This is a genomic window from Kitasatospora cineracea, assembly GCF_003751605.1.
GTDB lineage: Bacteria > Actinomycetota > Actinomycetes > Streptomycetales > Streptomycetaceae > Kitasatospora > Kitasatospora cineracea.
Map to the genome: position 1 here is coordinate 678539 of NZ_RJVJ01000001.1, position 21322 is coordinate 699860.

The following is a 21322-nucleotide window of genomic DNA, read 5'->3' on the forward strand; positions in this document are numbered from 1 at the left end:
TCGACACGACCCCGATGCCATATCGATATCTACATTCGAACACACATTCAATTCTCTTGCGGCGGCCGGTTCCTGAGTTCCTGCCAGCGCCGCAGCAGCCCGTCGGTGGCCTCGTCGGCGGTGAGCGCGTACACCAGGTGGTCGCGCCAGTCGCCGTCGATGTGCAGGTAGCGGGGGCGCATTCCCTCCGCGCGGAAGCCGAGTTTCTCCACCACCCGGCGGCTGGGCCGGTTCTCCGGGCGGATGCACACCTCGACCCGGTGCAGGCCCAGGTCGCGGAAGCAGTGGTCGACGGCGAGCGCGACGGCGGTGGGCATGATGCCGCGACCGGCCACCGCCTCGTCCACCCAGTAGCCGACGTTGGCGGAGCACATCGAGCCCCAGGTGATCCCGCCGACCGTCAACTGGCCGACCAGGCGCCCCCGGTGGAGCACCACGAAGGGCAGCATCCGGCCGGCCGCGGCCTCGGCCCGCAGGTAGCGGACCATCTGCCGGTAGGTGGGGCGGGGCAGCGGGGCGCGGCCGGGCGGGGCGGGCGGGACGGTGGCCTCCCAGCGGCGCAGCCAGTCCCGGTTGCGGCGGCTGACCTCCTGCCACTCGGCCTGGTCGCGGCGGCGGATGGGCCGCAGCACGAGGTCCCCCTCGGCCAGTTCGACCGGCCAGGGCGCGTTCAGTGCGCACCGCCCGCGGGCCGCGGGTGGTCGCCGCCGGCCAACTGGTCGACGGCGTGCGGCAGCAGCGGGGCGAGCACGGCCAGGCCGTCGCGGACGCCGCCGGTGGAGCCGGGCAGGTTGACCACCAGGGTGCGTCCGGCCAGGCCGGCCAGGCCGCGGGAGAGAGCGGCGGTGGGGACGGCGGCCCGGCCGTGGGCGCGGATCGCCTCGGAGATGCCGGGGATCTGCCGGTCGATCACCCGGGCGGTCATCTCGGGCGTGAGGTCCTGCGGGGAGATGCCGGTGCCGCCGGTGGTGAGCACCACGTCGTACCCGGCGGCGACGGCCGCGCGCAGCGCCGCCTCGACCGGTTCGCCGTCCGGGACGACCTGCGGGCCGTCGGTCTCGAAGCCCATCGCGCGCAGTCCGGCGACCAGCAGCGGGCCGCCCCGGTCCTCGTACACGCCGGCCGAGGCCCGGTTGGAGACGGTGACGGCGAGCGCCCTCACTGCTCCTCCCCCCTGAACCAGTCGCCGCTCTTGCCGCCGGTCTTGCTGAGCACCCGGACGTCCTCGATGGCGGCGGCCTTGTCGACCGCCTTGACCATGTCGATGACGGTGAGCGCGGCGGTGGCGACGGCGGTGAGGGCCTCCATCTCGACGCCGGTGCGGTCGGCGGTGCGGACGGTGGCGGTGATCTCGACGGCGGTGTCGGTGACGGCCAGGTCGACGGTGGTGCCGGTGAGCGCGATCGGGTGGCAGAGCGGGATCAGTTCGGGCGTCTTCTTGGCGCCCATGATCCCGGCGATCCGGGCCACCGCGAGGGCGTCGCCCTTGGGGACGCCCTCGCCGCGCAGCAGTTCCACCACCCTGGGGGCGATCCGGACCCGGCCGGCCGCCACCGCGACGCGGGTGGTGGCGGCCTTCTCGGAGACGTCGACCATCCGGGCGGCGCCGGTGCGGTCGACGTGGGTGAGGCGGTCGCCGGGGGGTGTGTCGGTCACGAGTGGCTCCAGTGGCACGGTGCGAATCTCGCGCTACCGTACAACCCCGCCCCGGTCAGTCCGTGAGAAGGACCACATCGACGGCGCTCCCGGCGGGCAGCGCGGTCGTGTCCTCGGGCACGGCGATCAGGCAGTCGGCCTTCGCCAGCGCCCCGACCAGGTGCGATCCCTCGCCGCCGACCGGGCTGACGGTGCCGTCCGCCGGGTGGTGCCGGCCGCGTAGGAACTGCCGCCGCCCGGCCGGGGAGCGCAGCGCGGCGGTGGTCGCGGCGCGCACCACGGGGCGGTGCACGTCGGGGGCGCCGAGCATGGTGCGGATCACCGGGCGGACGAACAGCTCGAAGGAGATGTACGCGCTGACCGGGTTGCCGGGCAGGGCGAGCAGCGGCACCCCGGCGCCCGCGCCGATCCGGCCGAAGCCCTGCGGCTTGCCGGGCTGCATCCGCAGCCTGCGGAAGTCGACGCCGCCGTAGTCCGCGAACACCTCCTTGACCACGTCGTACGCGCCGACCGAGACGCCGCCGCTGGTGACGATCAGGTCGGCCCGGCCGAGCTGGTCCTCCAGCACGGCGCGCAGCGTGGCGGCCTCGTCGGGGACACCGCCGACCCGGTAGGCGACGGCGCCGGCGGCGATCGCGGCGGCGGTCAGGGTGAAGGAGTTGGAGTCGTGGATCCGGCCCGGTCCGGTGGCCTCGCCGGGCTGGACGAGTTCGCTGCCGGTGGAGAGCACCACGACCCGGGGGCGGGGGGCGACCTTGACGGTGCCGCGGCCGATCGCGGCGAGCAGGCCGAGCCGGGTGGGGCCGAGCACGGTGCCGGCCTCCAGCACGGTGTCGCCCGCGGTGACGTCGCTGCCCCGGCGGCGGATGTGCGCGCCCTCGGCGACCGGGCGCAGCACCCGGACCTCCTCGTCGGCGACGGGCGCGCCCATCGCGTCGGCGGCCAGCCCGGTGCCGGTGCCGCCGTCGGTCCACTCGACCGGGGCGACGGCCTCGGCGCCGGGCGGGACGGGGGCGCCGGTCATGATCCGGGCGGCCTGGCCGGGGCCGACCTTGGGCAGGTCGGCGGCGCCGGCCGCGATGTCGCCGACCACGGCGAGCACCGACGGGTACTGCCCGGTGGCGCGCACGGTGTCGGCGGTGCGCAGCGCGTAGCCGTCCATCGAGCTGTTGTCGAAGGGCGGCAGGTCGTCGGCGGCCCGCACGTCCTCGGCGAGCCGGCAGCCCTGGGCGTCCAGCAGTTGCAGCTCGATGGGGGGCAGCGGGGCGACCGCGGCGAGGACGTCGGCGAGGTGCTCGTCGACGCTCCACGAGCGCGGCGAGGCCGGGGAGTCGGCTCCCTCGCAGCAGGGGTCGTGCTTCCCGGTCATCGCCTCACGCTCCTTCGTGGTGGGTCAGCCCTGCATCTCGGTGGCCACGAACTGCCGCAGCCAGGTGCGGAACTCGGGGCCGAGGTCGTCGCGCTCGGCGGCCAGCCGGACGATCGCCCGCAGGTAGTCGGCGCGGTCGCCGGTGTCGTAGCGGCGGCCCTTGAACAGCACGCCGTGCACCGGGCCGCCGCTGGTCTCGTCGCGGGTGGCCAGCTCGCGCAGCGCGTCGGTCAGCTGGATCTCGCCGCCGCGGCCGGGCGGGGTCTCGCGCAGCACGTCGAAGACCGCCGGGTCGAGGACGTAGCGGCCGATGACGGCGTAGTTGGACGGGGCGTCGGCGGTGTCGGGCTTCTCCACCAGGTCGGTCACCTGGAAGACGTCCTCGCCGAAGCCGTTGGCCTTGACGGCGGCGCAGCCGTACAGGTGGATCTGCGCGGGGTCGACCTCCATCAACGCGACGACGGAGCCGCCGAGTTCCTGCTGGACCTCGATCATCCGGGCCAGCAGCGGGTCGCGCGGGTCAATCAGGTCGTCGCCCAGCAGGACGGCGAACGGCTGCCCGGCGACGTGCTGTTCGGCGACCGAGACGGCGTGGCCGAGGCCCTTGGGGTCGCCCTGGCGGACGTAGTGCATGCTGGCGAGCTGCACGGACTCCTGCACCCGGCGCAGCCGCTCCTGGTCGCCCTTGCGGCTGAGCAGCTCCTCCAGCTCGTAGGCGCGGTCGAAGTGGTCTTCCAGAGCACGCTTGTTGCGACCGGTGACCATCAGTATGTCGGACAGGCCCGCGGCGGCGGCCTCCTCGACGACGTACTGGATGGCCGGCTTGTCGACGACCGGGAGCATCTCCTTGGGCGTGGCCTTGGTGGCGGGGAGGAACCTGGTGCCGAGGCCGGCGGCCGGGACGACGGCCTTGGTGACCGGCTGGCGGGCGTGCGTGTTCGTCATGCGTCGACCTTACTGAGGCTGGCGTTTCGCTCCGCTGAGAGCGGGGTGAAACGATTATTGGGGCCTGTCACCTGTCGGGCCCGGGCCGACGGTGGTCGCATGCGGGGTGAGGGTTGTCCCGCCGGGGCCGGAAGACACCATACCGGGCGTCGACGAAGCGTTCGGACCGGCCGGTTCGTTCGTGAGCTGCTCGGTGGAGCGCCAGCAGTCGCCGCCCGCGGCGCGGGCGGCGGCCAGGGCGCGGTCGGCGGCCCGCAGCAGCAGCGCGGCGTGCGCGCCGTCGCGGGGCAGCACGGCCAGGCCGACGGCGGCGGTGAGGCCGCTGCGGGCGTCCGGGGCGGCGCTCTCGCCGGGGTGGCGGTCCGTCAGCCGGTGGCGGCGCACCGACCAGCAGAGCCGCTCGGCGACCTGCGCGGCGCCCTCCGGGCCGGTGTCCGGCAGCAGGGCGAGGAACTCCTCGCCGCCGTAACGTCCCAGGGTGTCGCAGCCGCGGATCTCCATCGCCAGGCGCTGGGCGAGGTCGCGGAGCATCGCGTTGGCGCGGGTCCGGCCGTGCTCGGCGACCACCGCGTCGAAGCCGTCGACCTCCAGCAGCAGCACGGCCAGCGGGCGGGGGTCGATCGCGGTGGCCTCGGCCCGGCGGGCGCGTTCGATCTCGCGGTCCAGGGTGAGCTGGAGGTGGCGGTAGTTCCACACGCCGGTCAGCGGGTCGCAGGAGGCGGTGCGCACCAGTTCGTCCCGTTCCTCCGCCAGTTCCGCGATCTTCGCCAGAAGTTCCGCCTCCCGGCCGCCCTGTTCGACCCGGTCCCGGCGGCGGCGCAGCGCGAGGACGCCGGCGGCGGCCGGGGCGGCCGCGCCGAGCGCGGCCAGGGCCTGGAGCAGGAGCGGGGTGGGCATGCGGCGGCCTCGGGCATGTCAGGCTCGTGTCACTGCGCGGGACAGAGCTGAGAGGAATCGAACGGTGACTGCGGATCGGTTGTCCAACGACAAGGCGGCGTTGAGGTCACGCCTGCTCGCCGAACGGCGGGCGCTCGGCGGTCCGGAGCGCGCCGCCGCGGCCGCGGCCCTGGCCGGGCACGCCGCCGCGCTGGTCCCGCCGGGCGGCACCGTCGCCGCGTACGTCTCGGTCGGCGCGGAGCCGGGGACCCGCCCGCTGCTGCGCGCCCTCGCCGGTGCCGGTGTCCGGGTGCTGCTGCCGGTGCTGCTGCCCGACAACGACCTGGACTGGGCCCGGTACGAGGACGACGAGCGGCTCGCTCCCGCCGCCCGCGGCCTGCTCGAACCCGTCGGCCCCCGGCTCGGCCCCGACGCCGTCCTCGGCGCGGACGTCGTGCTGCTCCCCGGCCTGGCCGTCGACCTCCGCGGCACCCGGCTGGGCCGCGGCGGCGGCTCCTACGACCGGGTCCTGGCCCGTCTCACCCGGGCCGGCGCCCGCCCGCTGCTGGCCACCCTGCTCTACCCGGCCGAACTGCTGCCCGCGGTCCCGGCCGAGCCGCACGACCTGCCGGTGCACGCGGTGGTGACCCCGGACGGCGTGACGCGCTTCGGGGAGTGAGGACGGGGCCCGGGGAGCGGTGCTCCCCGGGCCCCGTCGGGGCGTCGGCCTCAGTTGGTCAGGGTCAGGGTGTTCTTGCCCGCCTTGGCGACCGCGTCCTTGCTGTAGGCCCAGGGCAGGAGTTGACCGGAGGCCCAGAGCGAGGTCTGGTCGTTGTAGTTGGGGTGGAAGGCGTGGCCGGAGGCGCCGCCGACGTTGATCCAGCGGGAGGAGTCGAAGTCGCTGAGGTCGACGACCATCCGCATGGAGGGGATCCAGTCGACGTCGTAGCCGGCGGCGGCGTTCCAGCCGGTAGCGTCGACGGCGGCGCTGCCGCCGGAGAGCTTGTAGGGGCCCCGGTTGAGCAGCTTGTGGACGAGGCCGGAGGCGATCGAGGAGTTGTCGGTGCCGAGGGTCTGCTCCTGCAGGGTGAGCTGGTGCAGGCGGCCCCAGCTCCAGGTGGAGATGTCCTTGCTGAGGCGCGAGGTGAGGTCCTGGCGGGCGTCCTTGAGCGCTTCGGCGAGCAGGCTGTCGAGTCCGTGCTGCTGCTGGTGGTCGGAGTCGATGTAGTCCCACCAGGGCGACTTGGGGTCGGCGAGCAGCTTGCGGACGACCTCGGTCCAGCGGTCGCCGCCGTCCGGCTGGGCCTGGGCGGCCTTGCGGGTGCCGCACTCGGTGACGGCCTGCGCGGCGCCGCCGAGGGCGTCGTCGGGCAGGGTGTTGTCGCGCTTCTGGCGGACCAGCAGGCAGTCGCCCTCGACCCGGAGGTCGGCGGGGAACTTCTGGCCGAAGGCCAGGGTGAGCAGGGCCCGCCAGACGCCGTTGTAGTAGGCGGCGGCGGCCGAGTCGGCGTCCTGGTGGTAGTTCCAGTCCTTGAGCAGGTCCTGGGCCTCGCGCACGTAGGGGTCGTCGATCTTGACCTTGAGCAGCAGCGGGACGAGTTCCTTGGCCATCACGCTGGTGTTGTCGAGCTGCATGGACTGCATGTCGTCCAGCGAGATCTTGCCGCCGTTCTTGAGCTTGGCCTGGATCAGGTCGCCGATCTCCTTGGCCCGGGTGCCGTACTCCCAGTCGGTGGTGAGGACCGGCTTGTAGCTCTGGTCGACGACGGCCTGGTTGGCCGTGACGATGTAGCCCTCGGGCGGGTTGTACGCGTAGGGCAGCGACTTGAACGGCAGGTAGCTGCTGTTCCAGGCGTAGGCCGGGTCCCAGCCGGGGGCGGGGTAGCGGCCGTCGCCCTTCTTGCCGCGGACCGGGATCAGGCCGGGGGCCTGGTAGCCGATGTTGCCCTTGGTGTCGGCGTAGATGAGGTTCTGCGCGGGGACGGCGAAGTCCTTGGCGGCGGCCCGGAAGGAGGTGAAGTCGGTGGCCCGGTCGAGCTCGAAGACGGCGTCCATGGTCTTGCCGGGGACGAGCGCGGTCCAGCGCAGGGCGACGGCGTAGCCGGCCGCCCGGTCGGGGGCGGCGTTGCCGGCGGGGGCGTACTGGCCGACCTTCTGCTCCTCGGAGGACTGGTCGGAGATCAGCGGCATGCCGTCCTGGGTGGTGCGGACGGTGATGGTGCGGTCGTCGCCGCCGGCCACCTTGATGGTCTCCTTGCGGACGGCGAACTTGGTGTCCTTGCCGTCGTAGAGGTAGGTGTCCGGGCCGGTGACCTTCTCCAGGTACAGGTCGGTGACGTCGGCGCCGAGGTTGGTGAAGCCCCAGGCGACGTCCTTGTTGTGGCCGATGACGACGCCGGGCATGCCGGCGAAGGTGTAGCCGGCGGTGTCGTAGCCGCAGGTGGCGGAGACGGTGCGGCAGTGCAGGCCCATCTGGTACCAGATGGACGGCATGCCGGGGCCGAGGTGCGGGTCGTTGGCCAGCATCGGCAGGCCGGTGGTGGTGTTGGCGCCGGCCACCACCCAGGAGTTGGAGCCGATGCCCTGGCCCTGCGGGCCGAGCAGCTGGGGCAGCGCGGAGACCTGCTGGGACAGGTCGCCCATCAGGGCCTGGCTCGCGGCGCGGGCCTGCGAGCTGTCGACCGCGGCGGCGGAGCCGGGCAGCTGGGGCACGGTGGCGCCCTCGCCGGGGGTGTAGGTGCCGTCGGCGGAGAGCTTGCCGGTCTTCACGATGGTGCCGTTGCGGTCGTACGGGTACGCCGGGTAGAGCTGCTCGATCTGCTCGGTGCTGAAGTCCTGGGTGAGCAGCGAGCGGTCGATCTCCTCCTGCATGTTGCCGGACAGGCTCCAGGCCATCGCCTTGAGCCAGGCCACCGAGTCGATCGGGTCCCACTTCTCGGGCTTGTAGCCGGAGTTGACCGTGCCGAGCAGCGCGTACTCGAGCGAGGCGCCGGCGCCGCCGGGGTGTTCGGCGAGCCAGGCGTTGACGCCCTCGGTGTAGGCGGTCAGGTTCCGCTTGGTGTCGTCGGAGAGCTGGTTGTTCCACTCCTTCTCGGCGACCTGGCGCCAGCCCATGGTCCGCAGGAAGGTGTCCTGCTCGACCGTGGAGGAGCCGAACATCTCGGAGAGCCGGCCGGAGGTGATGTGCCGTCGGACGTCCATCTCCCAGAACCGGTCCTGGGCCTGCACGTAGCCCTGGGCGCGGAACAGGTCGGCGTCGGTGTCGGCGTAGAGCTGCGGGATGCCCTTGTCGTCGCGGACCACGTCCACCGGGGCGGACATGCCGGCCACCTTGACGGTGCCGCTGACCTGCGGGAAGGAGGAGCGGACGGTGTCCACGGCCCACCAGCCGCCGCCGACCAGGCCCGCGATCAGCAGCACGGCGAGCAGGATCATGATCAGACGTGCGCGCCGGAACTTCTTCGAGCGGGGCATCCGAGTCCTTGTATGAGGGAGCGTGCGGCCGTGACAGGTCACCACATTAGGGCGAGGGCACCGGCAGCCGTGCACGGGGGACACCGCGGCGGTTCTACGGCACGCAGGGGACCTTACCCGGCCCGGGCGGAAGAAGGGACTAGCGTAAAGATCAAGTAAAATGTTAGGATGGGTAACGATCTGCCAGTAGCTCCCCTCCCTGCCCGAGGTGCCCCTGCGTGACCGTTGACCACCTGAACACCCTGCTGCTCGAGTCCGCCGTGGTCCTGCTGTTCGCCGTCGTGGCGGTGCGGATCTCCACCCGCTCGGGGCTGCCCTCCCTGCTGATCTACCTCGGGATCGGCGTCGCGCTGGGTCAGAACGGCCTCGGCATGAGCTTCAACAACGCCGAGCTCACCCAGGTGATGGGCTACGCCGCCCTGGTGGTCATCCTCGCCGAGGGCGGGCTCAAGACCAGCTGGCAGGCCATCAGGCCGGTGGTCCCGGCCGCCGCCGTGCTGGCCACCCTCGGCGTCGCGGTCTCGGTGTTCGTCACCGCCGCCGGCGCGCACTGGCTGGTCGGCCTGGAGTGGCGCACCGCGCTGCTGCTCGGCGCGATCGTCTCCTCCACCGACGCCGCGGCGGTCTTCTCGGTGCTGCGGATGGTGCCGCTGCCCAAGCGGCTGACCGGCCTGCTGGAGGCCGAGTCCGGCTTCAACGACGCGCCCGTGGTGATCCTGGTGGTCGCCTTCGCCACCACCGGCGAGCTCGACCCCTGGTACGTGCTGGTGGGCACCATCGTCGTCGAGCTGGCGATCGGCGCGGCCGTCGGCTACGCGGTCGGCCGGCTCGGCGCGTACGCGGTGCGCCGGGTCGCGCTGCCCTCCTCCGGCCTGTACCCGATCGCGGTGCTGGCGCTGATCGTGCTCGCCTACGCGGGCGGCGCGCTGCTGCACGCCTCCGGCTTCCTGGCCGCGTACATCGCCTCGGTGATCCTCGGGAACTCCAAGCTGCCGCACGGCCCCGCGGTGCGCGGCTTCGCCGACGGGCTGGCCTGGATCGGGCAGATCGGCATGTTCGTGCTGCTCGGCCTGCTGGTGACGCCCGCCAGCATGGGCTCGGCCCTGGTGCCGGGCCTGGTGGCCGGGGCGGTGCTGGTGTTCGTCGCCCGGCCGCTGTCGGTGCTGCTGACCATGACGCCGTTCCGGGTGCCCTGGCAGGAGCAGGCGCTGCTGTCCTGGGCCGGGCTGCGCGGCGCGGTGCCGATCGTGCTCGCCACCATCCCGCTGGTGGCAGGCGCCACCGACGCCCAGCAGCTGTTCAACGTGGTCTTCATCCTGGTCGTGGTCTTCACCCTGCTCCAGGGTCCGACCCTGCCGCTGGTCGCCAAGTGGCTGAAGATCGGCGAGGGCGACATCGGCCAGGACCTGGGCATCGAGTCCGCGCCGCTGGAGAAGCTGCACGGCCACCTGCTCTCCGTCCAGCTCTCCCCCGGCTCCCGGATGTCCGGCGTCGAGGTCTCCGAACTGCGGCTGCCCAAGGGCGCCGCCGTCACCCTGGTGGTCCGCGAGGGCGCCAGCTTCGTGCCGGACCGGATGACGGTGCTGCGCGAGGGCGACGAACTGCTGGTGGTCACCACCGAGGAGGTCTCCGGGGCCGCCGAACGCCGGCTGCGCGCCGTCGACCGCGGCGGCAAGCTCGCCGGGTGGCTGCACAACGCGGAGGCGCTGCCCGCAGGCACCCGGAGGACGCCTTCCAACGGAAGGAAGAAGAACGGCTGAACTTCCGAACCGAAGGCGCAACGCCCTGATATACGCTTGTACATTCTGATCCACCCTGATTTCCATCCGGATCTCCACCCGGATTTTCCACATCTGCCTGATGCAGAGTCGGCGCGACGGCCCCGGTCGGCGCGCGAGAGGACGACCCTCGGCGCCCGGCCGGTCCCACCCGCGCGGCGCTACCAGGCAGCAGAGAGGACCGACCGTGGCGGCGCGCCGACCGGTCGACGACACCACCTCCCACGGCCCCCGCGGCACCGGCTACGGAGCGCTGCTGCGCACCCCCCGGGCCTGGACCTTCCTGCTCCCCGCCCTGGTCGCCCGGCTGCCGTACGCCATGCTCAGCCTCGGCATCGTGCTGCTGGTGCACGACACCACCGGCTCCTACGGCCTGGCCGGCGCGGTCGCCGCGGCCGCCGCCGTCTCGCAGGCCCTGATCGGCCCGCAGACCGGACGGCTCGCCGACCGGTACGGCCAGGCCGCCGTACTGGTGCCCGCCGTGGTCGTGCACGCCTGCGCGGTCGCCGCGCTGATCGTGCTGGCCCGTGCCGGGGCCCCCGAGTGGACGCTGTTCCTGGCCGCCGCGCCGGCCGGTGCCTCGGTGCCGCAGGTCGGCGCGATGGTCCGGGCCCGCTGGGTGCACCGGCTGGGCGAACGGCCCGCCCTGATGAACACCGCCTTCGCCTTCGAGTCCGTCACCGACGAGTTCACCTTCGTCATCGGCCCGATGCTGGCCACCGGCATCGCCACCCTGGTCGACCCGTCCGCCGGACTCGCCGCCGAGGCCACCCTCACCCTGCTGGGCGGCCTGGCCTTCGCCGCCCGCCGGGACACCGCGCCCGCGCCCACCGGCCCCGCCGCCCCCGGCGACCGCCGCGCCTCCGCCCTCTCCTCCCCCGGCGTCCGGCTGCTGGCCGGAGCCTTCCTCGGCCTGGGCACCGTCTTCGGCACCCTGCAGGTCTCGATCACCGCCTTCGCCGAGGACGCCGGCTCCGGCGGGCTCAGCGGCCTGGTCTACGGACTGTTCGCCACCGGCTCGATGGTGGCGGGCGTGCTCTACGGCCTGGTCCCGTGGCGCAGCAGCGCCCGGCAGCGGATGGTCGCCTGCTACGCGCTGCTGGTGCTCGGCTGCTCCACCCTGTGGGCGATGCCCAACCTGGTCGCGCTGACCGTGGCGGGCCTGTTCTGCGGCCTGGCCATCGCCCCCACCCTGATCACCGGCTTCACCCTGGTGGAGACCCTGGTCTCGGACGGCGCCAAGACCGAGGCGTTCACCTGGCTGACCGGCTCGATCGGCCTCGGCCTGGCCCTCGGCTCCACCGCCGCCGGACAGCTGATCGACCGCTCCGGACCCTCGCTCGGCTTCACCGTCGCCCTGGCCGGCTCCGGTCTCGGCCTGGTGGCGCTCGTCACGATGCGCCGCCTGCTGCTCGTTCCGGCCCCCGCGACCCGTACCGTGGCACGGGGAGGAGCGGTCCGCGAGGAGGCGGCACCGGCCGCCCGACGCGGCTGAGCGGCTGGACTCCACCCGCGGAATGCCGCATCATGGACCGTCGTTAGCACTCATGGCGTGAGAGTGCCAGGGGGAGTGACAGGAGGAAGCGGAAAGTGCCCACGTACCAGTACCAGTGCACCGAGTGCGGCAACGGCCTCGAGGCGGTGCAGAAGTTCAGCGACGACGCGCTGACCACGTGCCCCGACTGCCAGGGGAAGCTCCGCAAGGTCTTCTCGGCCGTGGGCGTGGTCTTCAAGGGCTCCGGCTTCTACCGCACCGACAGCCGCTCCAGCTCCAGCAGCTCGGTGGGCTCGTCGTCGGCCTCGTCGACTTCCTCGACCTCCTCCACGTCCTCTTCCTCTTCCTCGTCGGGCTCCTCGGGTTCCTCCGCCGCCTCGACGGCGAAGAGCAGCTCCGGCTCCTCCTCCGGCTCCGCGTCCACCGCGAGCTGACCCGCTCTCCACGGAGCCCCGTCCGGCCGCGCCGGACGGGGCTCCGTGCTGTCCGGGGCCGGTCGGCCGTCGGGCGGCGACCGGCGGACCTCGCTCCACACGCTCTCCTTCGCCACCCCGCCGTTGCGCTCCGGCGGCGAGTAGCGGTGGCCCCAGCGGTCACCCAGCGCGATCGCGGCCACCACCCCGGGCTCGTCCGGCGCCCGGGCGGTGAAGTGCAGTTCGATCCGGTAACCGCCGGGAAGCGTGATCATCCGGGCCTCCCCTCCACTGGCTCCCGCCAGCCGGTCGGCGATCACCCACGCCCGCTCCCGGAGTCCTTCCTCCTCACCGGTCACGAGGCCGCGCCCAGCACCGGACGACCCCCGGCACCGGGCCGGACGGGGTGCAGGTCGCCGCGCAGGAAGGCGAGTTCGAGCAGCGCCTCGGCCGGCCGCTGCACCCACGGCAGGCCCGCGCACCCCAGCGCGACACCCCCGTACTCCGCCGGCACGTCGCTCCGGTAGACCGGCGAGAGCCCCGGCGGCGGCTCCAGCCGGGCCAGCCGGAACGCCCGCTCCAACAGGTCGGCGGCCTGCTCGGAGTCCGCGAACCCGTCCCGCAGGAAGCCCCGGAGGACGTCGACCGCCTCCAGCGACTGTCCGGTGTACAACACGTGCGTCCCTTCGTTCGAGTATCGGGGGGCAGGGGGACGGCCGGACGGTCAGGCCGCGTCCGGCTCCCGGACCGCGTCGCGGCCGCCGCAGCGCGGGCACCGGCAGGCCGGCCAGATCAGCGCGGAGACCAGCGGCGGGAAGCAGTCCTCGTCGGACGTGCAGGACGAGACCTGCACCCGGGCCCCGTCGGCCCGCACGGTGTAGACCCGGATCGTCAACTTCGCTGTCGGCTCCGGGGGTTGGCGGTTCGGCATGACGATTGACCTCATGGGAATGGTTGCGCTGCGCAAGGAGGGTTTCGAGAAGCGTCCACGCGCCCGGACCGAGCTCCCGCACGCCGGTCACCGTCCGCTTCTTTCTGCGTTCTGTGCGTCACGAGCATCGGCGGGAACGGCTACGCTCACCAGGACTTGACCGTTGACTGATCCGGTCCGTCAAAGGGGACAACCATGGAAACTGGCAACGAAGTTGATGTGGTGACATCTCCCGCCCTGCGCTTCGGCCGGGAACTTGCCAGGTCAAGGGCGGCCCGCGACTGGTCACAGGTCAGGCTGGCCAAACAGATGGGCTACACGAACGGCTACATCTCGCTCATCGAACGAGGTAAGCGGGCACTAACTTTTACTTTCGCAGTCAAGGCCGACGAGGTGTTCGGCACCGGCTCGCGCTTCCAGGAGCTCTGGCGGCTGTACTCGAACGCGAGTCTGGTGGAGGGGTTCACGGAGTACGTCGAGGCCGAGGCCAGGTGCCGGGTGCTCCGTACTTTCCAGCTGGGCGTCGTTCCGGGACAGCTCCAGACTCCTGCCTACGCTTCGGCCTTGGCCATGGCGGCGGCACAGCGCGGAGACATCACCGCGGCCCAGGCGGAGGCCCGGGTCTCCTTCCTGCTGAACCGCCAGCAGATCTTTCGACGCCCCACCGCGCCGCTCGTCCACGCGGTGCTGGACGAGGGGTGCATCCGCCGGATCGTCGGCGGGCCGGCCGTGATGGCGGCTCAGCTCGCCCACCTGGAGACCCTGGCCGCAAGCCCCCGCGTCGTGCTGCAGATCGCTCCGTTCACGCTGGGCGAGTGGGCCCCGTTCAGGATGTCGGTGGTCCTCCTGACGCTTCCCGATCGGTCGATGCTCGGCTACGCGGAGTCCCTGGCCCGAGGCCATGTGGAGCGGAGCCGGGAGACCGTCGCGTCCTGGTCCAAGCGCTACGATCGGCTCCTGGTGGAGTCCCTCCCAACGGCCGCTTCACTAGCCATGATCCGAACTGCGCGGAAGGAACTCTCATGACCCGCATCGACCTCCCCCGTGCTCGATGGGTGAAGAGCAGCTACAGCTCCGACGGCGGAGAATGCGTCGAGTTCGCGCCCGAGTTCACCGCCACCCACGGCCTCGTCCCGGTCCGCGACTCCAAGGACCCCCAGGGCCCCGCCCTGCTCTTCACCGAAACCGCCTTCACCGCCTTCGTCACTGCGGTCAAGTCCGGCCGCTTCGACGCCAACTGACGCACCAGCAGCGCCAAAAAGCCTCGCAGTCCGGTCACTTGGGCGCGCGGGGCTTCTTCATGCCCAGAACCGGGAAACCCCACCCGGGCGGCTTCGCCAGGAACGTACGCTCGGCCGCCGCGAGCACCGCATCCGCCATGGGAGGAACGCACATGACCTGCATCGACCTGTCCAGCGCCCGTTGGACGAAGAGCAGCCACAGCGGAAATGGCGGCAACTGCGTCGAGTTCGCGCCCGAGTTCACCGCCACCCACGGCCTCGTCCCGGTCCGCGACTCCAAGGACCCCCAGGGCCCCGCCCTGCTCTTCACCGAGACCGCCTTCGCCGCCTTCGTCACCGCGGTCAAGTCCGGCCGCTTCGCCATGGGCTAGACCCCGCTGAACGGTCGGGCCGCTCGGGAGGCTCGGGCTGCCGTACGGTGGCGGAGGTACCTCTTGGAGGACGCGTTGAGCACGGCAGCACACCATGCCGAGGAACTGATCCCGAGGCCCTCGAAGTCCCCGGCCGCGCTGAAGGCCGCCCTTGCGGTCGTGGCGCCGAACCTCCTGCCGAAGATGCAGGACAACCTGGAGAAGGCGTTCAACCGGGCCGCCGAGTTGGACAGCCTCACACCGGTGCACGCGTTCCTCGTGCACTGGGCGACGATCGTCGAGATCGAGCGCTTCCCGGAGACGGCGCGCACGTACCGCCGGAGCCTCTACCTCGCCCAACAGGCCGAAACCCCGGAGGAAGCCCGCGAACACCTTGCGGTGTCCGGTGGGATCCTCCGTGCGGCCACGGCGGCGATCCAGGAATGAGCTGGTCCTGGGAGTACCACCCGATGCCGAGTACGTGGCCGCCGGCGCTGCGGCCGAGTTCCTCGCCGAGGTGTCAGGAAAAGCCGCTGAGCTGGTGAGGATGGCCGAGGCCCTCTACCTGGACGGGAGGGCCTTCGAAGGCATCGGGCCCGCAATGGAGGCAGTGGACGTCCCCGGTGGAATGTTCCACTACTTCATCGCTCCGCGGCTCGAACGGGTCTTCATCGTCCAGGTCACTGCCCTCTGAAAGACGAGCACCCCCAAGAACCCCGCAGGCCGGAGCGGTCGGGCTGCGGGTTTCTGCTGTGGTGGGGGCGGGTTACGCGGGTTCCTTCGGACGGTGGGGTGGGGGTGGTTGCGGGGGTTGGGCCGGATGGCAGGGGGGTTCACCCGGGCGGGTGGGGTCGGTTGTCCACAGGGGCGGGGTTGTCCACAGGGTGGGGAAATGCCGGGGCGGGGTGTCGGGGTGGGGCGCAGGATGGCCGGCGCGGCCCTGTTCGGGGCCGTGGGGTCCGGTCGGGAAGGCTCTGTGATGACGTCCTCTGTGCTGCCGCCGCTGCCTGCGGTGCTGGTTCCGCCGCGCCGTGAGGTGCCTGATTTTCCGCCGATCCGGGGGGTGGCGTCGGGTCGCCACCGGTTGCGGGGGGTGGTGCGGCGGCGGGGCGGGGTGGTGGCGGTGGGGTGCCTGGTGCTGGCTGCGGGGTTGCTGTGCGGGCCGCCGCGGGGGGCTCCGCCGGCGGTCGGCGGGGCGGGCGGGTGCCCTCCGGCGTCAACCCGGTGAGGTCGGATTCACCCGTGACCTCCGGGGGTGTCCGCCGTTCGACGCGGCATGAAAGGCTTCAAGGAATTCCTGCTCCGCGGAAACGTGGTGGACCTGGCCGTCGCCGTCGTCATCGGCGCGGCCTTCACCACCGTCATCAACGCGGTCGTCAAGGGCGTGATCAACCCGCTGGTCGGCGTTTTCGGCACCAAGGACCTGTCCGCCTACAAGTCCTGCCTCAAGGGCCCCTGCGAGGTGGACGCCGCCGGGAACGTCACCTCGGGCGTCTACATCCTCTGGGGCTCGGTGCTGAGCGCCGCGCTCACCTTCCTGATCACCGCCGCCGTCGTGTACTTCCTGCTGATCCTGCCGATGAACCACTACATGCGGAAGCGCAAGTCGTTGGAGGAGGAGGCCCTGGAGACCGAGGAGAAGGAGGTCGTCCTGCTCACCGAGATCCGCGACGCGCTGGTGCGCCGCGGCTGATCCCGTTACGTCACTTCTCCCCGTGGTGCGGGGGCCGCTGGCTGCGGTACCAGTCCAGCCCCCGCTCCCCCGACGCGTCGCCCCAGCCGCGGTCGGTGTCGTCGGAGGTCTGCTGGTCGAACGGGTCCGTGAAGACCAGGCGGGGCCTGGCCGCGGGGGCGGGCCGGGGCTCGGGCTGCGGTGCGTCGTCCGGGGAGGTCATGTCCTCCACTGTAGGGCGGCCGCGGGCCCCGGCGGGGCGGCGGTCAGGCGGCCTCGAAGCCCGCGTGGTCGGCGATCTTCTTGAGTTCGGCGAGGGCGTGCTTCTCGATCTGGCGGATCCGCTCGCGGGTCAGGCCGTGCTGCTTGCCGACCTCGGTCAGCGTGCGCTCGCGGCCGTCCTCCATGCCGTAGCGGCTGCGGATGATGGAGGCGGTGCGGTCGTCGAGGCGGCCGATCAGGTCGTCCAGCTCCTCGCGGCGCAGCATCACCATCACCGCGTCCTCCGGGGAGACCGCGCCGGTGTCCTCCACCAGGTCTCCGAACTGGGTCTCGCCCTCGTCGTCGACCGACATGTTGAGGCTGACCGGGTCCCGGGCCCAGTCCAGCACGTCCTTGACGCGCTGCTCGGTGGTGTCCAGCTCGGCGGCGATCTCGGCGGGCTCGGGCTCGCGGCCCAGTTCCTTGGCCTTCTCGCGCTGGACCCGGCGGATCCGGCCGAGCTCCTCGACCAGGTGGACGGGGAGGCGGATGGTGCGGGACTGGTCGGCGATGGAGCGGGTGATCGCCTGGCGGATCCACCACGTCGCGTAGGTGGAGAACTTGAAGCCCTTGGAGTAGTCGAACTTCTCCACGGCGCGGACCAGGCCGGCGTTGCCCTCCTGGATCAGGTCGAGCAGCGGGAGGCCGCTGCGCGGGTAGCGGCGGGCCACCGCGACGACCAGGCGGAGGTTGGAGCGGATGAAGACGTCCTTGGCGCGCTCGGCGTCGTCCGCTATCGCCTGCAGCTCCTCGGTGGTGGCGCCGTCGAGGGACTCCTCCTCGTCGAGCAGGTGCTGGGCGAAGACCCCGGCCTCGATCCGCAGGGACAGCTCGACCTCCTCCGCGGCATCGAGCAGGGGCGTCCTGGCGATCTCGTCGAGGTACATGCCGACCAGGTCACGGTCGGCTTCGAGGTTGGTCGGGCGGGCGGTGCGAGTCCGATCGGCCCTGTCGCGTACGACGGCACGGGTGGCCATGCTTGCTCCCTCACTGACGCTGCCGGTGGCGCTCCGTTCCGCCGCTCGGCACAACCGTGTGGGCCGTTCGTGGCTCACACGTAACGATCCAACGCACAGAAATCGGACAACATTCCCAAGTGGCTCAGTTTTCCGCCGGGGATGCAGTATCCTGCCGATTTTCATCCGATCGGTACACGCAGCGTGACCGGCTCCGGACACCGCGCGCACACCGGGCCCGACCGGCGGCGGGCACCGGACCGGCGCGAACCCTTCGCGGAGCCTTCGCGCGGCGTCCGCACAACCGATGCCGAATTGCGATCGGGTCAGCGCCGGTTCGCCTCCTGGTGCTGGGAAGGTGTCTGTCATGCACCAGTCCACCGACCCCGGCTCCCGGGCGCCCGCCGGGCGCTCCGCGGCCCGTCCCCGGGTACAACGCCCGAGGGTGCTCCGTTGTGCCTGGCCGGCGCTCGCGGGTGCGCTGGCGTTCGCCCTGCTGCTGGTGCTGGTGAGGACCGGCTGGGGGCCGCTGGCCCGGCTGGACCAGGGCTGGGTGTCGGTGCTGCACCGGTACGCGCTGCGCCACCCGGTGTGGACGGCCGCCATGCAGACGCTGGCCGACCTGGGCGCGCCCTGGGTGATGCGGGCGCTGCTCGGGGCGGTCGCGGTGTGGCTGTGGGCGCTGGGCGCCCGGGTGCTGGCGGGCTGGGCGGTGGCGGCGACGCTGCTGGGCTGGGCGGCGACCGGGGTCGGCCGGGCGCTGGCCGGGCGGCCCCGGCCGCACTTCGCCGACCCGGTGGCGGTCGGCTCCGGGCTGTCCTTCCCGTCCGGGCACGCGCTGGCCTCGGCGGTCACCTGCGGGGCGCTGCTGGTGCTGGCGTGGCCGCGGACGGAGCGGCCGGTGCGGGTGGCGGCGGCCGGTGCGGCGGCGCTGGCGGTGCTGGCGGTGGGCTGGACCAGGATCGCGCTGGGCGTGCACTGGCCGAGCGACGTGCCGGCCGGCTGGGCGGCGGCGGCGGTGGCGCTGGCCGGCCCGGCGCTGGCGGTGGAGCTGTGGCTTCCGGGCCGGTTCGGCCGGGACGTGCGGCTGCTGCGCCGGCGGGCCCGGCCCCGGGTGCAGCGGGTGCTGGCCCCGCCGCTGCCGCCGGTGGAGTCCGCCACGGAGCGCGATCCGGGCCGTTCCTGACGGATCGTGAGCAACGTCACACCGCGTTTCCGGCCTCCTCCGGGCGGGGGAACGGCGCGGGCAGCATTCCGCGTGTTTCCGGGCGCAAACGGCGCTCCCCGGCCGGTGCCGCAAGGCCCCCGGACGCCGGTGCGACCGGCTCGAACACCTCGCCGGTCGGCACCCGACTCCCCATCGGGTGCCGAAGTGGGGCAGACTTCTGCGGCTGGTGCACCCTGCAACCGGCAGGCGGAGTCCGGACCAGGGCCGGATCTCCCGCACTCATCCCACGCAGCGCCGGACGGGCACCGATCGACGGGGGGTCCGATGACCATGCACACCGCGGACGGCTCCGGCGACCCGTACCAGGCACAGGCCCAGGGCGCCCCCTACCCGCCGCAGGGCGACCCGTACCACCCGGACGGCGCCCGACCGCAGCACGACCCGTACCGGCAGCAGGGCGTCCCGTCCTACCCGCCGCAGGGGCAGCCGTACCCCGGGCAGGACCAGCCGACCATGCAGCTGGGCCGGATCCCCGCCCAGGCGTTCGAGCAGTTCGGGCCGCCCCCGCTGCCGCCGCGGCCGGTGGAGCGGCCGGTGCCGCCGCCGCGGGCCGGCGAGGAGCCGGCCGCCCCGAAGCCCGCGGCCGGGAAGCCCGCCTCCTCCACCGGCCGCAACGGCCTGATCATGGCGATGGGTTCGCTGGCCTCCCGGGCGCTGGGCTTCGTGCGCAGCGCGGTGATCGTGGCGGCGCTGGCCACCGGCCCGGCCGGTGACGCGTTCAGCGTGGCGAACTCGCTGCCGAACATCGTCTACATGATGCTGCTCGGCGGCGTGCTGGCCTCGGTGTTCGTGCCGGAGCTGGTGCACGCGATGCAGACCCACAAGGACGGCGGCCAGGCGTACAGCGACCGGCTGCTCACCCTGTGCGGGGTGATCCTGGTGGTGCTGACGGTCGGCGCCTGGCTGTTCGCCCCGCAGATCGTCGACTTCTACTCGGGGTTCGACGACCCCGTGCAGCGCGAACTGGCGATCACCTTCGCCCGGTACTGCCTGCCGCAGATCCTCTTCTACGGCGTCTTCACCCTGCTCGGGCAGGTGCTGAACGCCCGCGACCGGTTCGGCGCCATGATGTGGACGCCGGTGCTGAACAACGTGGTCGCGATCGCCGTGTTCGGCGGCTACCTGGCGATGGGCAGGCACGCCTACGAGGCGAACGAGGTGAGCAGCGGGGACGCCATGCTGCTGGGCCTCGGCTCGACGCTGGGCATCGTGGTGCAGGCCGCCGCGCTGCTGCCCTCGCTGCGCTCGGCCCGCTTCACCTACCGCCCGCGCTTCGACTGGCGCGGCGCGGGCCTGACCCGGCCGCTGCGCGCGGCGGGCTGGGCGCTGGCCCTGGTGGTGGCCACCCAGCTGTCCTTCGCGGTGATCACCAGCCTGAGCACCAGCGCGGGCACCGCGGCGAAGGACGCGGGCGTCCTGGGCGGCCGGGGCTTCACCGCCTACAACAACGCCTACGCGCTGTTCGTGGTCCCGCAGGGCGTGATCACGGTGTCGCTGGTGACGGCGCTGCTGCCGGGCATGGCCCGGGCCGCGACGGCGGGCGACTACCGGAAGATCGGCGAGGACCTGGCGGGCGTGCTGCGCTCCTCGGCGGCGATGGTGGTCACCGCGGCGGTGCTGTTCTTCGCGCTGGGCTCGCAGATCTCGATGGCCGCGTACGGGTACGGCTCCGGGGCGCACGTGCACGACGACGCGATGGTGGTCGGCCTGCTGCTGATGGCCTTCGCGGTCGGCCTGCCCGCGTTCTGCGCCCAGTACGGCCTGGCCCGCGGCTTCTACGCGATGGGCGACGCCCGGACGCCGTTCTGGCTGACCCTGATCTCCACCGGCACCAACGCGGCGCTGTGCTGGGTGGCGTACGAGACGCTGCCGCTGCGCTACAAGGTGGTCGGCATGGCGGTGGCGCACACCGTGGCGGCCACCCTGTCGGCGGTGGTGACCGGCGTGGCGCTGGGCCGCCGGCTGGCGAAGGGCGCCCCCCCGGCGGCGGTGCCCGCACCGCGGCGGGCGGGCGGGGGCCCGGACGAGACGATGGTGCTGCGCACCGACGCCTTCGCGCCCGGGGCGAACGCCACCGTGGACCTGGGGGTGCGGCGGCGCGGCAGCGGGCTGGAGGGCGGCCGGCTGGTGGTGCTGCACCTGGGCCTGGTGGTGGCCTGCGTGCCGGGTGCGCTGGCCGCGCACTGGCTGGCGGGGCGGTTCGGCGCGGGCCTGTTCGGCAGTCTGACCGGCCTGGCGGCGGGTTCGCTGGCGGTGCTGGTCTCGCTGTTCGTGCTGGCCCGTCCGCTGGGCGTGGGCGCCTCGGTGGCGCCGTTCGCCCGCAAGCTGCGGATTCCGTACCCGGCCCCGGCGCCGACCAGCGGCAAGCACCGGCGCTGAAACCGCCTGCGGCGGGCTCCCGGACGGCGGCGGAGGGCCTGCGGCGGGGTCGCGGCGGCAGCGCGCCCGCGGCGGGCGAGGACGACGGACGACCGGCACCGGAACCGCCCGCGGCCAGCCCCGGCAGCAAACGGCCGGCACCGGAACCGCCCGCGGCGTGCCCCGGCGGAGGAACTGCGGCGGCACTAGGCCCGGTCCGGTCGATCTTGTCGGATCGGCGCGCGGCGGTGGGCGCCCGGCTGGGAGTGCCGGCCCGACGCCCTCGTACTGGATGTACTCGGGTGTCGGGCCGGTGCTT

23 protein-coding genes are annotated in these 21322 nt (G+C 73.0%); 12 read left to right on the top strand and 11 right to left on the bottom strand.

The genetic code is table 11. The features are described from left to right. Positions 1-47 precede the first annotated feature (47 nt). The 6 genes from EDD39_RS03025 to EDD39_RS03050 all read right to left on the bottom strand — a co-directional run bounded on the left by EDD39_RS03025 (position 48) and on the right by EDD39_RS03050 (position 4867). Complete coding sequence (locus EDD39_RS03025; protein ID WP_123553248.1) at positions 48-674, bottom strand: GNAT family N-acetyltransferase; 627 nt, start codon at positions 672-674, stop codon at positions 48-50. After that, positions 671-1162 (bottom strand): MogA/MoaB family molybdenum cofactor biosynthesis protein, encoded by a 492-nt coding sequence (locus tag EDD39_RS03030; protein ID WP_123553249.1) that lies wholly within the window; start codon positions 1160-1162, stop codon positions 671-673. Before EDD39_RS03030 ends, EDD39_RS03025 begins: the two co-directional genes overlap by 4 nt. Next, entirely contained in the window at positions 1159-1596 is a 438-nt protein-coding gene (moaC, locus tag EDD39_RS03035) for a cyclic pyranopterin monophosphate synthase MoaC (protein ID WP_167519745.1), read from the bottom strand. The genes EDD39_RS03030 and moaC overlap by 4 nt, the downstream gene beginning before the upstream one ends. A gap of 115 nt (positions 1597-1711) precedes the next feature. Further along, complete coding sequence (gene glp / locus EDD39_RS03040; RefSeq protein ID WP_123553251.1) at positions 1712-3025, bottom strand: molybdotransferase-like divisome protein Glp; 1314 nt, start codon at positions 3023-3025, stop codon at positions 1712-1714. A 24-nt stretch (positions 3026-3049) separates the two neighbouring features. Further along, positions 3050-3970 (bottom strand): UTP--glucose-1-phosphate uridylyltransferase GalU, encoded by a 921-nt coding sequence (gene galU, locus EDD39_RS03045; protein WP_123553252.1) that lies wholly within the window; start codon positions 3968-3970, stop codon positions 3050-3052. A gap of 54 nt (positions 3971-4024) precedes the next feature. Further along, positions 4025-4867 (bottom strand): GGDEF domain-containing protein, encoded by an 843-nt coding sequence (locus EDD39_RS03050; protein ID WP_123553253.1) that lies wholly within the window; start codon positions 4865-4867, stop codon positions 4025-4027. A gap of 64 nt (positions 4868-4931) precedes the next feature. Between EDD39_RS03050 and EDD39_RS03055 the strand changes: the two genes are divergently transcribed. After that, entirely contained in the window at positions 4932-5525 is a 594-nt protein-coding gene (locus EDD39_RS03055; RefSeq protein WP_244256581.1) for a 5-formyltetrahydrofolate cyclo-ligase, read from the top strand. 50 nt (positions 5526-5575) lie between these two features. On the opposite strand, the gene EDD39_RS03060 is transcribed toward EDD39_RS03055, so the two are convergent. Further along, positions 5576-8320 (bottom strand): penicillin acylase family protein, encoded by a 2745-nt coding sequence (locus EDD39_RS03060; RefSeq protein ID WP_123553255.1) that lies wholly within the window; start codon positions 8318-8320, stop codon positions 5576-5578. Positions 8321-8538: 218 nt separating this feature from the next. On the opposite strand from EDD39_RS03060, the gene EDD39_RS03065 reads away from it, so the two are divergent. The 3 genes from EDD39_RS03065 to EDD39_RS03075 all read left to right on the top strand — a co-directional run bounded on the left by EDD39_RS03065 (position 8539) and on the right by EDD39_RS03075 (position 12027). Then, complete coding sequence (locus EDD39_RS03065; protein ID WP_123553256.1) at positions 8539-10080, top strand: potassium/proton antiporter; 1542 nt, start codon at positions 8539-8541, stop codon at positions 10078-10080. A 205-nt stretch (positions 10081-10285) separates the two neighbouring features. Next, positions 10286-11593 (top strand): MFS transporter, encoded by a 1308-nt coding sequence (locus EDD39_RS03070; protein WP_123553257.1) that lies wholly within the window; start codon positions 10286-10288, stop codon positions 11591-11593. A gap of 95 nt (positions 11594-11688) precedes the next feature. After that, positions 11689-12027 (top strand): FmdB family zinc ribbon protein, encoded by a 339-nt coding sequence (locus EDD39_RS03075; protein ID WP_123553258.1) that lies wholly within the window; start codon positions 11689-11691, stop codon positions 12025-12027. A 334-nt stretch (positions 12028-12361) separates the two neighbouring features. Here the strand turns inward: EDD39_RS03075 and EDD39_RS03080 are convergent, their stop codons facing one another. Continuing rightward, complete coding sequence (locus EDD39_RS03080; RefSeq protein ID WP_123553259.1) at positions 12362-12682, bottom strand: hypothetical protein; 321 nt, start codon at positions 12680-12682, stop codon at positions 12362-12364. 48 nt (positions 12683-12730) lie between these two features. Beyond that, positions 12731-12937 (bottom strand): hypothetical protein, encoded by a 207-nt coding sequence (locus tag EDD39_RS38880; protein ID WP_148089378.1) that lies wholly within the window; start codon positions 12935-12937, stop codon positions 12731-12733. 195 nt (positions 12938-13132) lie between these two features. On the opposite strand from EDD39_RS38880, the gene EDD39_RS03085 reads away from it, so the two are divergent. The 6 genes from EDD39_RS03085 to mscL all read left to right on the top strand — a co-directional run bounded on the left by EDD39_RS03085 (position 13133) and on the right by mscL (position 16221). Beyond that, the gene (locus EDD39_RS03085; protein ID WP_123553260.1) at positions 13133-13963 is read left to right on the top strand and encodes a helix-turn-helix domain-containing protein; all 831 of its coding nucleotides are present in this window, start codon (positions 13133-13135) and stop codon (positions 13961-13963) included. Continuing rightward, the gene (locus tag EDD39_RS03090) at positions 13960-14178 is read left to right on the top strand and encodes a DUF397 domain-containing protein (protein ID WP_123553261.1); all 219 of its coding nucleotides are present in this window, start codon (positions 13960-13962) and stop codon (positions 14176-14178) included. Before EDD39_RS03085 ends, EDD39_RS03090 begins: the two co-directional genes overlap by 4 nt. A gap of 152 nt (positions 14179-14330) precedes the next feature. Further along, on the top strand, positions 14331-14549 hold the full coding sequence (locus tag EDD39_RS03095) for a DUF397 domain-containing protein (protein ID WP_123553262.1): 219 nt from the start codon (positions 14331-14333) through the stop codon (positions 14547-14549). 63 nt (positions 14550-14612) lie between these two features. Beyond that, positions 14613-14975: a DUF6247 family protein gene (locus tag EDD39_RS03100; RefSeq protein ID WP_244256582.1), complete on the top strand. Its 363-nt coding sequence runs from the start codon at positions 14613-14615 to the stop codon at positions 14973-14975. A 34-nt stretch (positions 14976-15009) separates the two neighbouring features. Next, a complete protein-coding gene (locus tag EDD39_RS03105; protein ID WP_244256583.1) occupies positions 15010-15222 on the top strand; it encodes a hypothetical protein in 213 nt (70 codons plus the stop codon). A 582-nt stretch (positions 15223-15804) separates the two neighbouring features. Beyond that, positions 15805-16221: a large conductance mechanosensitive channel protein MscL gene (gene mscL / locus EDD39_RS03110; protein WP_123553263.1), complete on the top strand. Its 417-nt coding sequence runs from the start codon at positions 15805-15807 to the stop codon at positions 16219-16221. 10 nt (positions 16222-16231) lie between these two features. Here mscL and EDD39_RS03115 read toward each other — a convergent pair whose 3' ends face one another. Together EDD39_RS03115 and EDD39_RS03120 are read right to left on the bottom strand one after the other, a co-directional pair. Beyond that, positions 16232-16423: a hypothetical protein gene (locus EDD39_RS03115; protein ID WP_123553264.1), complete on the bottom strand. Its 192-nt coding sequence runs from the start codon at positions 16421-16423 to the stop codon at positions 16232-16234. Between the two features lie 43 nt (positions 16424-16466). After that, on the bottom strand, positions 16467-17438 hold the full coding sequence (locus EDD39_RS03120; RefSeq protein WP_030918934.1) for a sigma-70 family RNA polymerase sigma factor: 972 nt from the start codon (positions 17436-17438) through the stop codon (positions 16467-16469). 346 nt (positions 17439-17784) lie between these two features. Between EDD39_RS03120 and EDD39_RS03125 the strand changes: the two genes are divergently transcribed. Together EDD39_RS03125 and murJ are read left to right on the top strand one after the other, a co-directional pair. Beyond that, positions 17785-18603: a phosphatase PAP2 family protein gene (locus tag EDD39_RS03125; protein WP_162869924.1), complete on the top strand. Its 819-nt coding sequence runs from the start codon at positions 17785-17787 to the stop codon at positions 18601-18603. A 306-nt stretch (positions 18604-18909) separates the two neighbouring features. Next, on the top strand, positions 18910-21024 hold the full coding sequence (gene murJ / locus EDD39_RS03130; protein WP_244256584.1) for a murein biosynthesis integral membrane protein MurJ: 2115 nt from the start codon (positions 18910-18912) through the stop codon (positions 21022-21024). Positions 21025-21322: the final 298 nt, after the last annotated feature.